This window comes from Rhodococcus sp. 114MFTsu3.1, from assembly GCF_000383555.1.
Classification (GTDB): domain Bacteria; phylum Actinomycetota; class Actinomycetes; order Mycobacteriales; family Mycobacteriaceae; genus Rhodococcoides; species Rhodococcoides fascians_E.
The window spans coordinates 190,256-205,945 of record NZ_KB911552.1; the positions used below are offsets into that span (position 1 = coordinate 190,256).

11 protein-coding genes are annotated in these 15,690 nt (G+C 65.5%); 5 read left to right on the top strand and 6 right to left on the bottom strand.

Translation table 11 applies throughout. From position 1 onward, the window contains the following. Positions 1–82 precede the first annotated feature (82 nt). The gene (locus H292_RS0117070) at positions 83–718 is read left to right on the top strand and encodes a hypothetical protein (RefSeq protein ID WP_020112160.1); all 636 of its coding nucleotides are present in this window, start codon (positions 83–85) and stop codon (positions 716–718) included. A gap of 75 nt (positions 719–793) precedes the next feature. On the opposite strand, the gene H292_RS0117075 is transcribed toward H292_RS0117070, so the two are convergent. From H292_RS0117075 to H292_RS0117085, 3 genes are all read right to left on the bottom strand, one after another. Next, on the bottom strand, positions 794–2,407 hold the full coding sequence (locus tag H292_RS0117075) for a flotillin family protein (RefSeq protein ID WP_020112161.1): 1,614 nt from the start codon (positions 2,405–2,407) through the stop codon (positions 794–796). A 63-nt stretch (positions 2,408–2,470) separates the two neighbouring features. Continuing rightward, a complete protein-coding gene (locus H292_RS0117080) occupies positions 2,471–2,986 on the bottom strand; it encodes a hypothetical protein (RefSeq protein ID WP_373454663.1) in 516 nt (171 codons plus the stop codon). Positions 2,987–3,206: 220 nt separating this feature from the next. Next, positions 3,207–3,458 carry a hypothetical protein gene (locus tag H292_RS0117085; RefSeq protein ID WP_019666186.1) on the bottom strand — a complete coding sequence of 84 codons (252 nt, stop codon included), beginning with the start codon at positions 3,456–3,458 and terminating at the stop codon, positions 3,207–3,209. A 74-nt stretch (positions 3,459–3,532) separates the two neighbouring features. Between H292_RS0117085 and H292_RS0117090 the strand changes: the two genes are divergently transcribed. Next, the gene (locus tag H292_RS0117090) at positions 3,533–8,074 is read left to right on the top strand and encodes an ATP-dependent helicase (RefSeq protein WP_020112163.1); all 4,542 of its coding nucleotides are present in this window, start codon (positions 3,533–3,535) and stop codon (positions 8,072–8,074) included. A 1-nt stretch (position 8,075) separates the two neighbouring features. Beyond that, the gene (locus H292_RS0117095; protein ID WP_020112164.1) at positions 8,076–8,858 is read left to right on the top strand and encodes a DNA-formamidopyrimidine glycosylase family protein; all 783 of its coding nucleotides are present in this window, start codon (positions 8,076–8,078) and stop codon (positions 8,856–8,858) included. Between the two features lie 134 nt (positions 8,859–8,992). Here the strand turns inward: H292_RS0117095 and glpD are convergent, their stop codons facing one another. Next, on the bottom strand, positions 8,993–10,729 hold the full coding sequence (glpD, locus tag H292_RS0117105; RefSeq protein ID WP_027498881.1) for a glycerol-3-phosphate dehydrogenase: 1,737 nt from the start codon (positions 10,727–10,729) through the stop codon (positions 8,993–8,995). A gap of 110 nt (positions 10,730–10,839) precedes the next feature. Between glpD and glpK the strand changes: the two genes are divergently transcribed. After that, complete coding sequence (gene glpK / locus H292_RS0117110) at positions 10,840–12,345, top strand: glycerol kinase GlpK (protein ID WP_020112167.1); 1,506 nt, start codon at positions 10,840–10,842, stop codon at positions 12,343–12,345. On the opposite strand, the gene H292_RS0117115 is transcribed toward glpK, so the two are convergent. Both H292_RS0117115 and H292_RS0117120 read right to left on the bottom strand, forming a co-directional pair. Next, positions 12,330–13,511 (bottom strand): aminotransferase-like domain-containing protein, encoded by a 1,182-nt coding sequence (locus H292_RS0117115; RefSeq protein WP_020112168.1) that lies wholly within the window; start codon positions 13,509–13,511, stop codon positions 12,330–12,332. The genes glpK and H292_RS0117115 overlap by 16 nt on opposite strands. A 139-nt stretch (positions 13,512–13,650) precedes the next feature. Then, entirely contained in the window at positions 13,651–15,057 is a 1,407-nt protein-coding gene (locus H292_RS0117120; protein WP_020112169.1) for an NAD(P)H-quinone dehydrogenase, read from the bottom strand. A gap of 170 nt (positions 15,058–15,227) precedes the next feature. On the opposite strand from H292_RS0117120, the gene H292_RS0117125 reads away from it, so the two are divergent. Beyond that, complete coding sequence (locus H292_RS0117125) at positions 15,228–15,689, top strand: gamma-glutamylcyclotransferase (protein ID WP_026347963.1); 462 nt, start codon at positions 15,228–15,230, stop codon at positions 15,687–15,689. The last annotated feature ends 1 nt before the right edge of the window (position 15,690 follow it).

Consider the following 15,690-nt stretch of genomic DNA (forward strand, 5'->3'; position numbering starts at 1 on the left):
CCGCTAGGGTACTCACGTCGATCCAGGCCGGCGCCGTCGTCGACCTCAGGGGGATCGTTCACTTCGGACCACGGGGAGTCTCATGAAGTTCGCTCGACTTGCACGAACAACGGTGACAGCTGTCATCGCCGTCTCGGCGCTGGCTGTCGCCACGGGCACTGCCCACGCAGAGCCTGCACCACTGGTGACGGGAACCGACCAGGGCATCGCCTACAGCACCACCACCACCGAGGACGGCAAAGCCGTGACGACGATCCTCGACACCGGATCCTTCCGACTCGGCGCGACCTCGGAGACCGTCGAGGTCCTCGACGCCGCCGGCACGTCCGTCGCGACGATCCCCCTCGCCTACCGCGTCGGCGACCAGGAGTTCTCCATCGCGCCTCTCATCGGCGTCGACGACCGTGAACTGACCCTCACGCCCGAGACCGATCCAGCGTTCGCCACCCCGGTGGCGCGCTCGGTCCTGCCTGTCACCGACGTGAACTCGCAGGGGCGCTTCCTCGACGAGCTGAACAAGGCATCGTTCGGCGCCGGAGTCAGTGCCGCCATCGGTGCCGGAATCGGTCTGGTCATCGGTTGCGTCGTCGGGGTGTTCGTCGGGTGCATCCCCGGTGTCCTCATCGGTGCCGCCGCAGGTGGAGTGATCGGCCTGATCAACACCGGAGGTTACCCTCTGCAGTCGGCCGCGTTCGACTACTTCACCGGCAGGCCCTGAGCCGCTACCGCTACACCGATTCGACAACCGAAGGGCCCCACAGGACTTGAAGTCCGTGGGGCCCTTCGTCGTGTGTCAGCTGATCGACTCGGGGTGCGCCACTCCGTTCGAGGTGGCCGCGTCCTCGTCCTGGTTGTCGCTGCTTGCCAGGTTGTCACTGCTTGCCAGGTTGTCGCTACCTGCCAGTTTGTTCTTGCCGTCGAGGTTGTTGAGCAGGCCGGTGACGTTCACGCCCGAGCTTTCCAACGTCTCGATGACGCCCGCGATGACCTGCGGGCTGATGCCGAGCAGTGAACCGATGGATCCCTTCGCGCCGTCGGCGCCGCCGATGATCGAGATGCGGTCGATGTCGCCCACCGGCTTCGCCGCTGCCGCCGTCGCCTCGACGAGAGCAGCCAGCACGTCGGGGAGCGTGAGCAACCGAGCGGCCTGCGGCGTGTAGGAATTGAGCGCCTCGGCGATCTGACGCTTGCCAGCCGCTTCCGCTTCCAGCTTGGCGCGCAGACCGTCGGCCTCTGCTTGCTGCTCGGCGCGCAGCGCATCCGCCGCGACCTTGCGACCTTCCGCCTCTGCTTCCAGTTTCGCCCGCAGACCGTCGGCGTCGGCTTGCTGCTCCGAACGCACGGCATCTGCGACGAGTTTGCGCGAGTCCGCTTGTGCCGCTCCTGACTGACGCGCCGATTCGGCCTGTGCTTCCGCGCGAAGAATTGCGGCTCGACGCTCACCTTCGGCCCGCGCGATCGCGGCCTGGCGTTCGGCTTCGGCGGGGGCGATGACGTCCGCCTGCAGTGCTGCTTCCGATTGCTGCGAGCGACGACGTTCCACTTCGGTGCGTGCCTCGACCCGGGCGGCTTCGGCTTGCTCCCGCGCAATGCCGACGGCTTTCGCCGCGGTGGCCTGGGCAAGTGGTCCCGCCTGGTCCGCCTCGGCGTTCTCCGCTTCGGTCTGCGCACGGAGGCGTGCCAACTCGACGTCACGACGCTGATTCGCGGTCGCGATGGCCGTGTCCGCCTCTGCCTGCGCCACCGAACCTTCCTGGCGTGCCTTGGCCGAACGAATCTGGGCGTCGCGCTCGGCATCCGCGGTTCCGACCGCTGCGTCACGCTTGACCTCGGCGATTCGACGTTGTCCGAGAGATTCGAGATAGCCGTTCTTGTCGGAGATCCCGGCGATCTTGATGACGTCGACTTCCATACCGATGCGCGCGAGGTCGTTCCCTGCCTCGTCGATGACGCTGCGCGCCAACGTGTCGCGGTTGGAGTTCAGGTCCTCGACGGTCATCGTCGCGGTGATCCCTCGTAGGCTACCGGCGAGGATGTCGTTGATCTGACGCTGCAGTTCCGTCAGGTCGGACGTCAGAAAGCGTTGCACCGCAGTCTGAACCGCTTCGTCGGCCGAGCCGATACGCACCAGGCCCACTGCTTCGACGTTGACCGGGACACCGTCGTTGGACAGTGCGTTCTGCAGGTTGATGCTGATGTTGAACGGTTCGAGAGACATGATGTCGACTCGTTCGATGCCCGGCACCTTGAATCGGGCACCACCGCGCACCACCTTGGGCTTGCCTCGACCGGTGAACACCGCGACCTCGTTGGGCGGAACCTTGATGTAGTTCTTGACGTACACCGTCGGCAGCACGACGAAGACGATCAGCGCGACGATCGCCGCGATCACGATTGTTGTCAGCATGTATCAGTACCCCTCACGAACTGTGCTTGTAGTCGAAAGCCCCCACCGTGCAGGTCTTTCCGATCATCGACCGTCCACGACGTCGTCGACGGCAACGACGTGGAGGTAGGTGTCGTCCACATCGGCGATGTAGACGGTGACGCCTCGCGGGAGCGCGACCTTGCCCGAACTGACAGCCCGTGCGCCGACGCGATTGCCTTCACCGTCCGCGAACGACACCTCTCCCCATCCGTCCGCCGTGACGTCCAGCGTGACGGTGCCGAGCAGCCCGATGTACGATGCTCGCCCGATGTGCGAATTGTCCTGCTGCCGAAGCATGTACGGAATCAACAGCCCTCGCGTCACGATCACGAGACCCGCCGCCACCGCGATGCCGACGAGCGCTGCAATCGGGTCGGGCAGTTCGGTGAGCGCCGAGATCCATCCGGCCGCGCCGAAACCGAACAGCGCCGTCGCGATCGTCGTCAGCGACAGGAACGGCACACCGTCGCCGTGACTGTCACCGAGATCCGAGACCTCGCCGACGGTGAACGTTCCCGCCAGCCCGACGACGCCCACGACGAAACACACGATGAACACGGTCAACAATTCAAGAACTCCACTCCCCGAGTCGGTCCAACGAATAGTAAAGGGGATCGGGCCGTAACGGGGGAATCGGTCTCGTATCGTGATCTGACGGCGGCGGGTGGCCCCACGTGGATACAACACCGCCGTGTGTTCACAATCGTCATGACGGTTGTGAACACACGGCGGTGTTGTGAGAAGGACGGGCAGCGGCCGACGTGGCCTCGGTGAGTGGTCAGCCGTACTCGGCGACGAGACGATCGAACTCGTCGCGGTCCACCAACTGGGGCTCACCGATCGCGAAGGCCTGCGCGTACTTGCTGGCCAAGTGGTAATCCCGGCCGAGTGGGCCCCGCTCACCGTCCTCGTCGTCGCGCTGAATGCTGGAACCCGGCGGTACTTCGTTCTGCAAGCCGTTCGTCTTCTCACCGAGACGAGCGTCGAGCTTTGCGGAAATCTTCTGCATGATCTCTTGGTCGTCGGTCATCGGTACCCCGTACCCATGAGTGGACGGTCCTACACCTGTGATTGTTTGTCGGTACCACGGGGCATCATGGTGGAATGGCCGGTAAGAGAACCAACGCGCACCAGGTGGACCCGGCGCTGGCCAAGTTCTCTCCCGCCACCCAGGAGTGGTTCACCGGCGCGTTCGACGCCCCCACGGCCGCGCAAGCGGGTGCCTGGGAGGCTATTTCCAGTGGTCGGCACACTCTTGTCGTCGCTCCGACCGGCTCGGGTAAGACCCTGTCCGCGTTCCTGTGGTCCATCGATCAGCTCACGGTCCGTGACGTGCCTGCGGAGCGCAAGACGACGGTTCTGTACATCTCGCCGCTCAAGGCATTGGCCGTCGACGTGGAGAGAAACCTCCGCGCGCCGCTCGTCGGGGTGACACAGACGGCCAAACGGCTGGGCCTCGAGCCACCGGACATCTCGGTCGGAGTCCGCTCCGGTGACACCAGTCAGGCAGATCGTCGGGCCATGCTGAAGACTCCGCCGGACATACTGATCACGACCCCCGAGTCTCTGTTCCTGATGCTCACCTCCGCGGCCAGAGAATCTCTCGACTCGGTCGAGACGGTCATCGTCGACGAGGTCCATGCAGTCGCCGGCAGCAAGCGTGGCTCGCACCTCGCGCTGTCCCTGGAGCGTCTGGATCTGCTGCTCGGCACACCCGCGCAGCGGATCGGGCTGTCGGCGACGGTGCGGCCCCACGAGGAGGTCGGACGGTTCCTCACCGGCGCCGCCCCCATCGAGATCGTTGCTCCCCCGTCACCGAAGACGTTCGATCTCACGGTTCAGGTCCCGGTCGAGGACATGACGGAACTGGGTGTCGTGGAGACAGCGGAAGGTGATGCCTCGGCTGCGCCGCAGCACGGATCGATCTGGCCGCACGTCGAGGAGAAGGTCGTGGACTTGGTTCTCGACCACAAGTCGTGCATCGTGTTCGCCAATTCCCGACGCCTGGCCGAGCGTCTCACCGCTCGCCTCAACGAGATCTATGCCGACCGTCTCGGCGACGGGGTCGACGCCGCCCACGGCCCCGCGTCTCTCGTCGGTAGCTCCAGCGACGTGGGCCACGGTGCCGAACCGCTGCTGGCACGTGCGCATCACGGCAGCGTGAGCAAGGATCAGCGCGCCCTCATCGAGGACGATCTGAAGACCGGACGCCTGCGGTGCGTCGTGGCGACCAGCAGCCTCGAGCTCGGAATCGACATGGGCGCGGTGGATCTGGTCATCCAGGTCGAAGCACCGCCCTCGGTCGCGAGCGGTCTGCAGCGCGTGGGGCGTGCGGGTCACCAGGTGGGTGAAATCTCCAAGGGAGTGCTGTTCCCCAAGCACCGAACCGACTTGATTCATTGTGCGGTGACCGTCGAGCGGATGACGACGGGCAAGATCGAGGCACTGTTCGTTCCCGCGAATCCGCTGGACATTCTGGCGCAGCAGACGGTGGCGGCGTGCGCGCTCGAGCCCATCGATGCACACGACTGGTACGACGCGGTGCGTCGGACCGGGAGCTTCGCCACTCTGCCCCGGTCTGCGTACGAGTCGACCCTCGACCTGTTGTCCGGTCGGTACCCGTCGGACGAGTTCGCCGAGCTTCGCCCTCGCCTCGTGTGGGACCGTGACGCGAACACGCTGACGGGCAGGCCCGGCGCGCAACGCCTCGCCGTCACCTCCGGTGGCTCCATCCCGGACCGCGGCTTGTTCACGGTGTACATGGTGGGCGAGAAGGCGTCGCGTGTCGGCGAACTCGACGAGGAGATGGTGTACGAATCCCGTGTCGGGGACGTCTTCGCGCTCGGTGCGACCAGTTGGCGGATAGAAGAGATCACTCACGACCGGGTCCTCGTCAGCCCTGCATACGGTCAACCCGGACGACTGCCGTTCTGGCACGGCGACGGACTCGGGCGTCCCGCCGAGCTGGGCCGCGCCCTGGGCGAGTTCCTGCGTAGTACGTCCGAGCGAGAAAATCTCGAACAGCGTCTCGCCGGTGACGGCCTCGACCCCAACGCCGTGACCAATCTCGTTGCATTGCTGGACGATCAGAAGGAAGCGACCGGGCAGTTGCCCACCGACCGAACAATGATCGTGGAGCGGTTCCGGGACGAGCTCGGAGACTGGCGTCTGGTGCTGCACTCGACCTACGGGCAGCAAGTGCACGCACCGTGGGCACTGGCGATCGGAGCACGGCTGATCGAGAGATACGGAATCGACGCGGCACCCACTGCGTCCGACGACGGCATCATCGTCCGGCTCCCCGATACCGAGGACACGCCGCCCGGCGCGGATCTGTTCGTGTTCGAGAAAGACGAGATCGCCGACGTCGTCACCGAACAGGTCGGTGGATCGGCGCTCTTCGCATCACGCTTTCGCGAATGCGCCGCTCGTGCACTGTTGCTGCCGCGTCGCAATCCCGGCAAGCGCGCACCGCTGTGGCAGCAACGGCAACGTTCGGCGCAACTGCTCGATGTGGCGCGGAAGTACCCGACGTTCCCCATTCTGCTCGAGACGGTCCGTGAGTGCCTGCAAGATGTCTACGATCTGCCCGCGCTCGAGGACATTCTCGCGCAGATCGGACGGCGTCAGATTCGCATCGTCGAGATCGAGACCCCGACCCCGTCTCCGTTCGCGAATTCGTTGCTGTTCAACTATGTCGGGGCGTTCATGTACGAGGGCGACAGCCCCCTCGCGGAACGCCGTGCCCAAGCCCTGTCCCTCGACTCGACGCTGCTCGCGGAACTGCTCGGACGTGTGGAGCTGCGCGAGCTCCTCGATCAGGCCGTCATCGAGACGACGGAACTGGAGCTGCAACGCCTCGCCGAGGACCGTCGTGCCAAGGACATCGAGGGTGTCGCAGACCTCCTCAGGATGCTCGGGCCGCTGACCACCGACGAGGTGGCTGCCCGAACGAACGGCGAGGAATCGCCGATGTGGTTGGCAGAGTTGGTCTCCGCGAAGCGCGCCATGGAGGTCACGTTCGCCGGCACGTCCTGGTGGGTGGCCATCGAGGACGCCAGCAGGCTGCGCGACGCACTCGGTGTGCCCCTTCCCATCGGGACGCCCGCCGCGTTCATCGAACCGGTCGACGACCCCCTGACCGACCTGGTCAGCCGGTACGCACGCACCCACGGACCGTTCTCGGTGGACGACCTCGCCGAGAGGTTCGGCCTCGGAATCGCTGTCGCGCGAGCATCTCTGGCGGGGCTCGCCGCCGACAAACGGATCATCGAAGGTGAATTCCGTCCGGACCGAGCAGGATCGGAGTGGTGCGACGCCGAAGTCCTGCGCCGCCTGCGGCGGCGGTCCCTCGCCGCGGCGCGCCAGGAAGTGGAGCCCGTCGCCACCGCCACCCTCGGCCGTTTCCTCCCTGCGTGGCAGCACGTGCAGAGCAGGCAGCTCTCCGGAATCGACGGAGTCGCGGCGGTCGTCGAGCAGCTTGCCGGAGTGCCCATTCCAGCCTCCGCGTGGGAGTCGCTGGTGCTGTCCTCCCGTGTACGGGACTACTCGCCCGCAATGCTCGACGAGTTGACCTCGACCGGTGAGGTTCTGTGGTCCGGCCACGGGTCCATCACGTCCAAGGACGGATGGGTATGCCTGCACATGGCGGACACCGCTCCCCTGACCTTGGCTCCTCCTGCGGAATCGGATCTCTCCGAACTACAGATCTCGATACTCGACGCCGTCGCTGCCGGTGGCGCTTACTTCTTCCGGCAACTCTCCGACACCGTCGGAAGCACGGACGACGACAGTCTGCATGCGGCGCTGTGGGAGTTGGTGTGGGCGGGCCGAATCGGCAACGACACGTTCGCGCCGCTGCGGGCACTGCTGAACTCGACGACGCGAGCAGCCCCCAGCCATCGCTCCCCGCGGAGGACCCCACGGCTGCGGTCGTACCGACGGTTCGAGCGGCCGTCGTTACCGACCCGCACCGGTCCGCCCACTGCGGGCGGCAGGTGGTCACGCGTCCCCGAGATCGAACCCGATGCGACCATTCGCGCGCACGCCACCGCGGACGTACTGCTCGAGCGATACGGCGTCGTCACGCGAGGTGCGGTCATGAACGAAGGTGTGCCCGGGGGATTCGCGACGATGTACAAGGTGCTGACCACCTTCGAGGACTCCGGACGTAGCAGGCGCGGTTACTTCGTGGACACCCTCGGTGGTGCTCAGTTCTCCACATCCGAGGTGGTGGACCGACTGCGCAGTTACGAGGAGCGAGAGAAGACAGGCGCGCTGGTGCTCGCCGCCTGCGATCCTGCCAACCCGTACGGCGCGGCGCTGACGTGGCCCAAACGCGACACGGGCGAAGATGGACCGGGACATCGACCGGGTCGCAAGGCAGGCGCGCTGGTCGTTCTGCACGAGGGCGAGCTCGCGTTGTACGTGGAGCGCGGCGGCAAAACCGTTCTCACCTTCTCCGACGACGATGCGGTGACGGCTGCTGCCGCCGGTGCGCTCGCCGAGGTCGTCAAGCGCGGCGGGGTCGACAAATTGCTCGTCGAACGCGTCGACGGGCAAGAAATTCACGGCACCGGCTTCTCCCGAATGCTGACGGACGCAGGATTCTCCGCCACCCCTCGCGGCCTACGGTTGAGGAACTGACGTGCCCGAAGGCGACACCGTGTACCGCTCGGCCAACAGACTGCGCACCGCACTGGAAGGCAAGGAACTCACCGGCTGCGACATCCGTGTTCCGCGTTACGCCACAGTCGATTTCACCGGCCAGACCGTGCACTCGGTGCAGTCGCGAGGTAAGCACCTGCTGATCGGGGTAGACGATCATTGGATCCACAGTCACCTCAAGATGGAAGGAACCTGGCAGGTCTACGAATCGGGCCAGCGGTGGCGTCGTCCGGCGTTTCAAGCTCGGATCATCCTGACCACGGACACGTCGCAGGCCGTCGGCTTCGAGCTGGGTGTGCTCGACATCGTCGAGGACGCGAACGACGCCGTCGGGTACCTCGGCCCGGATCTCCTGGGGCCGGACTGGGACGCGGCACTGGCCGTACTAAATCTGGAATCGGATCCCGAACGCCCCATCGGTCTCGCTCTCCTCGATCAACGCAACCTTGCCGGGCTCGGCAACGTCTACCGCAACGAGATCTGTTTTCTTCGCGGCGTCGATCCGCGCACACCGGTGAAGGACGCAGGGAGCATCGCCAAATTCGTCGACCTCTCCTTCCGCACCATCATGGCGAACAAGGACCGCAACCAGCGAGTCACCACCGGTGACCGCCGAGCGGGGCGCCACTTCTGGGTGTACGGACGAGAGAACAAGCCCTGCAGACGATGCAGCACCACCGTCGAATTCGGGTTGTTGGGAGACAATCCGCTCGAGGAACGCCAGATCTATTCGTGCCCGTATTGCCAGCCTCGTCCCAGCTGATCCACAGGTTCGACTCTCACCATCGAGTCATGATCTTCCTGGCAATTCTCACCCTGACCGTGATGGCGGTGTCCGGTGCCGTGGCATCCCGTGCGCCCCGGAGCCTCGTTCGGACCCCGGAGCGACGGTGAGCGTCACTTCGTCAGTGGCTGTACCGGCTCCAGGATTTCCTGGCGCGCCTCGGGAGCTACGACGCGCAGGGCGTCGGCCGATTCGTCGTCGGGCTGCATCTGAGACTTGACCTCGGCTTCGACGCGAGCGGTGTAGGTCTCCACCTCACGGTCCACGGTTGCGTCGTCCCAACCGAGGATGGGTGCGACGAGTGCCGCGACCTGACCGGCGCAGTTGACGCCGCGGTGCGAGTACTCGATGGAGATGCGCGTTCGCCGAGACAGGATGTCCTCGAGGTGAAGTGCCCCCTCGGCTGCCGCAGCGTACACGGCCTCGACCTGGAGGTAACTGGGCGCGTCGGTGATCGGCTGCAGCAGTTCCGGCTTGTCCTTGGCCAGTTCGAGCACCTCGTCGATCAAAGAGCCGTAGCGGTCCAGCAGATGCGTCACCCGGTACGGGTGGAGTCCGTACATCTCCGCGAGGTGATGGGTCTGGTTGACGAGCGCGAAGTATCCGTCGGCGCCGACCAGCGGCACCTTCTCGGTGATCGACGACGCGACCCGCGCCGGGATGTCGTCGGCGGCGAGGTCGACGGCATCCTCCGCCATGACGCGATACGTCGTGTACTTTCCGCCCGCGATCGCGACGAGTCCGGGCGCGACGCGCGCGACCGCATGCTCACGGGACAGTTTCGAGGTCTCGTCGCTCTCCCCTGCCAGCAGCGGACGAAGTCCGGCGTAGACACCGTCGATGTCCTCGTGCGTCAACGGAGTGACCAACACCGAGTTGACTTCACCGAGGATGTAGTCGATGTCCGCTTTGGTTGCTGCCGGGTGCGCCAGATCCAGCTTCCAGTCCGTGTCCGTCGTCCCGATGATCCAGTGTGCACCCCACGGAATGATGAACAGCACGGACTTCTCCGTGCGCAGAATGATCGCGGCCTCGCTGACGATGCGGTCGCGCGGAACCACGATGTGCACGCCTTTCGACGCGCGCACGCGGAAGCGTCCTCGCTGCGAGGACAACGCCTGGATCTCGTCGGTCCACACACCGGTGGCGTTGATGACGACGTGGCCACGCACCTCCGTCGTCGCACCGTTCTCCGAATCGCGCACGCGCACACCGGACACTCGGTCGGCTTCACGCAGGAAGCCGACGACCTGGGTGGACGTACGCACGACGGCGCCGTAGTGAGCTGCGGTGCGCGCGACGCTCATGGTGTGGCGTGCGTCGTCGACGACGGTGTCGTAGTAGCGAATCCCACCGATCAAGGACTTGCGCTTCATGCCGGGAGCCATCCGCAACGCACCGGAACGAGTCAGATGCTTCTGCGCCGGAACGGATTTGGCCCCGCCCATGGTGTCGTAGAGGAAGATTCCGGCCGCGATGTACGGGCGTTCCCACACACGATGTGTCAACGGAAAGAGAAATTTCAGCGGCTTCACCAAATGCGGCGCGAGCGTCGACAGCGACAGCTCACGCTCGTGCAGCGCCTCGCGCACCAGGCCGAACTCGAGCTGCTCGAGGTAGCGAAGGCCACCGTGGAACATCTTCGACGATCGACTCGACGTGCCCGACGCGAAGTCGCGTGCCTCGACGAGCGCTACCTTCAGGCCGCGCGTCGCGGCGTCGAGTGCAGCGCCCGCGCCGACGACTCCACCGCCGACCACGACCACGTCGAACTGTTCCGAACCGAGAGCCTGCCACGCGTCTTCACGTGCCTGCGGACCAAGGAAGGTGGTGTTCGATCGGTTGCTCAAGAGCTCGCTCCCCACGTGGATGGTTCGTTTGTCCGTCTGTCGGCGCCGAATCAAGGCTACCGTTCGAGGCGAGTACCCGCCCTGTGCATCGCACCTACGTAAGGAGAGACGTGACCTCCGACACCTTCATCGCTTCGATCGACCAAGGAACGACCTCGAGCCGGTGCATCATCTTCGGCCACGACGGGAAGCCCGTGGGGTCGGCACAGAAGGAGCACGAGCAGATCTTCCCCCGGGCGGGCTGGGTCGAACACGACGCCGAGGAGATCTGGGTCAACGTACGCGAGGTGGTCGGCGCAGCGCTCGGCAACGCCGACGTCAAAGCAGAGAACATCGCCGCGGTCGGCATCACCAATCAGCGTGAGACGACTCTGGTGTGGGACCGCGCGACGGGAAAGCCGGTGTACAACGCGATCGTGTGGCAGGACACTCGAACCGACGAGCTGTGCACCCGGTTGGCCGGTGACGAGGGAACGGACCGATATCAACACATCACCGGACTCCCCCTCTCCACGTACTTCGCCGGGCCGAAGGTTCGGTGGATCCTGGACAACGTCGACGGCGTACGTGAGCGCGCCGAGGCCGGTGAGTTGTGCTTCGGCACGATGGATTCCTGGGTCCTGTGGAACCTGACCGGAGGCACCGACGGCGGAATCCACGTCACCGACGTCACCAACGCCTCACGCACATTGCTGATGGATCTCGAGACGTTGCAGTGGCGCGAGGACATCTGCGCAGACTTCGACATTCCCGTCTCGATGCTCCCGGAGATCCGCACCTCCTCGGAGATCTACGGCGAGGTACGCCCGAAAGGAGTGCTTGCCGGAGTACCGATCGCCGGCATCCTCGGCGACCAGCAAGCCGCCACGTTCGGCCAGGCGTGCCTCGAGCCCGGTGAAGCGAAGAACACCTACGGAACCGGAAACTTCCTACTGCTCAACACCGGAACCACGCCCGTCCGCAGCGAGCACGGACTTCTCACCACCGTCTGTTACAAGCTGGGAGACAAGGACACCGTCTACGCCTTGGAGGGTTCCGTGGCCGTCACCGGCTCGCTCGTCCAGTGGCTACGTGACAACCTCGGAATCATCAAGAACGCGAAGGACATCGAAGACCTGGCGGGCACCGTCGACGACAACGGCGGCGTCTACTTCGTGCCTGCGTTCTCCGGGCTGTTCGCGCCGCGCTGGCGCCCCGACGCCCGCGGCGTGATCTCGGGACTGACCAGATTCGCCAACAAGGGCCACATCGCACGAGCAGCATTGGAAGCCACAGCGTTTCAGACCAGGGAAGTGATCGACGCGATGCGCGCCGATTCCGACGTGGAACTGACCACGCTCAAGGTCGACGGCGGGATGGTCGTCAACGAACTGCTGATGCAGTTCCAGTCGGACATACTCGGCGTTCCCGTCGTGCGCCCCGTCGTCAACGAAACCACCGCACTGGGTGCGGCATACGCTGCCGGGCTCGCCGTCGACTACTGGAGTGGCGAGGACGACATCCGCGCCAACTGGTCGGACGACAAGACGTGGGAGCCCGACCTCGACCCCACCGTTCGTGACGAGATGTACGCCCGGTGGAATCGAGCGGTCGAGCGCACCTACGACAGCGCGTGAGCCGACGCCAACCTGCGCACGGCCTCGTGTAGAACGTCGGGTTCGGCGCTGGCGAAGCACAACCGCATGGCGCCTTCGTACACCCTGTCGTCCGCGAAGGCTCTACCCGGGACGAACGCGACGCCGTGATCGAGCGCTCGCGGAAGCAGAGCCGTCGCGTCGGTACCGTCGTTCAGCGTCGCCCACACGAACATGCCGCCGTCCGCAGGCGACACCGACATGGCGTCACCGAACGTGGTGGTGAGAGCACGATGCAACGCGGCTGCGCGGCTGCCGTACTCGGCCCTCAACGTGTCCAGGTGCGCGGTCAACCACGGTGAGTCGCTGAGGAGCCGTGCCGCAATCTGCTGCGTCATCGACGATCCGCACAGGTCCGCGCCCTGCTTGAGCAGCTCGACGGCGTCGCACACGGGTTTCGGCGCGACCAACCACCCCACCCGCAGCGCGGGCGCCAGAATTTTCGACGCGCTCGACAGTCTGATGACGCGGTCCGAGTGCGACGCGATCGGTGCCGGAGGCTGTGCGTCGAACCAGATCTCCCCGTACGGGTCGTCCTCGAGAATCCAGAAGCCGTACCGTTCGGCCAGTTCGGCGAGTGCGCGTCGGCGATCGGCCGACATCGTCACTCCCCGCGGGTTGTGGAAGTTGCTGACGGTATGGACGAGGGCCGGCCGAAGCCCTTCTGCCAGCAGCCGTTCCAACGCTGTGACGTCCATGCCCTCGTTGTCGATCGGAACCGCACGGACGTCGGCGCTGGCAATCGAGAAGACCTGCAGGGCACCGGTGTAGGCGGGTTCGTCCACGACGACGACTGCCCCCGGGTCGACCACTGCTTGCGCGACCAGCGTCAAGGCCTGCTGCGAACCGTGCGTCACGACGACCTCGGACGCGTCGATTCTGCGTCCGATCGCGGCCGATTCGCGGGCGGCAACGATGTCTCGGAGCCCGCGAACGCCGGAGGTCTCGCCGTACTGGACCGACGCGGTCTCGGCCAGAACGTCGTGCGCGGCGTCGCGAATCCGTTGCAGCGGAATCAATTCCGTGGCCGGTAGCCCGCCCGCCATGCTGATCACGTCACCTCGCGCGGTGAGCGCGAGAAGATCACGAATGGCGGAACTGTGCACGGTGTCGAGTCGGCGTGCCAGGGTCGGAAAGGTAGAAGTCATGAGATCTCCCCGTGTCGGATGCGTCTGAAAGAACCCGAGGATCGACTGGGGTGTGGAGGAGCCGGATGGTGGTCGGCTCCTCCACTATGTCATGACAAATCAAAATATGAAATGCGGATCTCACATTTCGAGACAGCAGCTAGTCCAGGTCGTCGTGCCGCATGAGCTGACGAGCAGCTTCGGTGATCGATCCGGTCAGCGACGGGTACACCGAGAACGTCGCAGCGAGATCGCCCACGGACAGGTTGTTCTGCACGGCCATCGCGATCGGCAGGATCAGTTCCGATGCCGTCGGGGCGACGACGACGCCGCCGATGACCACACCCGTCGCGGGGCGGCAGAAGATCTTGACGAAACCACGCTTGAGGCCGGACATCTTGGCCCGCGGATTGGTTGCCAGGGGAAGCATGACGGTCCGGGCCGGCACCTCACCCTTGTCGATCGAGGACTGACTGACGCCCACCGACGCGATCTCGGGACGCGTGAACACCGCCGAGGCAACGGTTTTCAGCTTGATCGGCGTGACGCCCTCACCGAGAGCGTGGTACATCGCGATGCGGCCCTGCATCGCCGCGACCGAGGCCAGAGGCAGCAATCCGGTGCAGTCGCCTGCGGCGTAGATACCGGCCACGGACGTACGAGAGACGCGGTCGACGCGCAGGTAACCACCCTTGTCGAGCTCGATCCCCACGTTCTCCAGCCCCAGCCCGGAGGTGTTGGGAACCGAACCGACCGTCATCAGAGCGTGGGATCCCTCGACCGTGCGTCCGTCGGCCAGTTTCACGATGACACCGTTGTCGGTGCGCTCCACCGAATCCGCGCGGGCATGCTTGACGAGGGTGACGCCCCTCTCGTTGAACGCGTCCTCGAGCACCAGCGCTGCATCCTCGTCCTCGTGCGGCAACACACGATCACGGCTGGACACGGCGGTGACCTTCACGCCCATCTCCGTGTACGCCGAGACGAACTCGGCACCGGTCACACCGGAGCCGACGACGATGAGGTGCTCGGGAAGTGCATCGAGATCGTAGAGCTGACGCCAATTGAGAATGCGCTCACCGTCGGGCTCGGCGCCCTTCAGGATGCGCGGGCTCGCCCCCGTCGAGATGAGTACGACGTCGGCGTCGAGGATCCGCTCGGACCCGTCGGCGAGCGTCGCGCGAATCTGATGCGCGGCCATTCCCACCTTCGAGTCGATCAGCTCACCTCGACCCGAGATGAGCTCGACGCCCACCGATCGCACACGGGCGGCGATGTCCGCGGACTGCGCCTGCGCGAGCGACTTCACACGCTCGTGGATCTGCGGCAGAGCGATCGCCGCCTGCGACGGGTCGAGGGCGATGCCGAGATCGCTCGCGCGCCGCATCTCCGTTCTGATGCCGGTCGACGCTATGAAGGTCTTCGACGGCACACAGTCCCACAGAACACACGCACCACCGATCCCGTCGGCGTCGACGAGCGTCACCGTTCCCCCGTGCTGCGCCGCCACCAGTGCTGCCTCGTACCCAGCGGGTCCGCCACCGATGATCACGATCCGCGTCGTCATTGATCCTCTTTCTGAAGATTGGGGGAGCCTCGTTGCTGACATCGAGGCTATTCCAGTGACGCGCGTCATGCAGTGGTAAGGATTACTTCACTTCGCCTCGACCAGCACGAATGCCACGATCCGGGGTCGGCCCGCGACCGACCGCACGCCGACGGTTTAGGCTGGCCGACGTGCCAATCTATGCCGCCTACGGATCGAACATGCATCCGGAGCAGATGTTGCAGCGTTGCCCTCACTCCCCGCTGTCCGGAACAGGATGGTTGCATGGGTGGCGCCTGACGTTCGGTGGCGGCGATATCGGCTGGGAAGGTGCGCTGGCCACCGTTGCACCCGATGCAGACGAGAAGGTCTTCGTCGTGCTCTACGACGTGTCGGACGAGGACGAGCAGAGCCTGGACCGGTGGGAAGGCTCGGAGCTCGGCATCCACCGCAAGGTTCGCTTGCGTGTCGACACCGCGGACGGGCCGGTGCTCGCGTGGCTCTATGTGCTGGACGCCTACGAGGGAGGTCTGCCGTCCGCACGCTACCTCGGGGTCATGGCCGAGGCAGCGGAGATCGCCGGGGCGCCCGCCGAGTACGTCCGAGACCTCCGCACGCGCAACAGCCGGAACGTCGGCCCCGGCACCCCCTAGC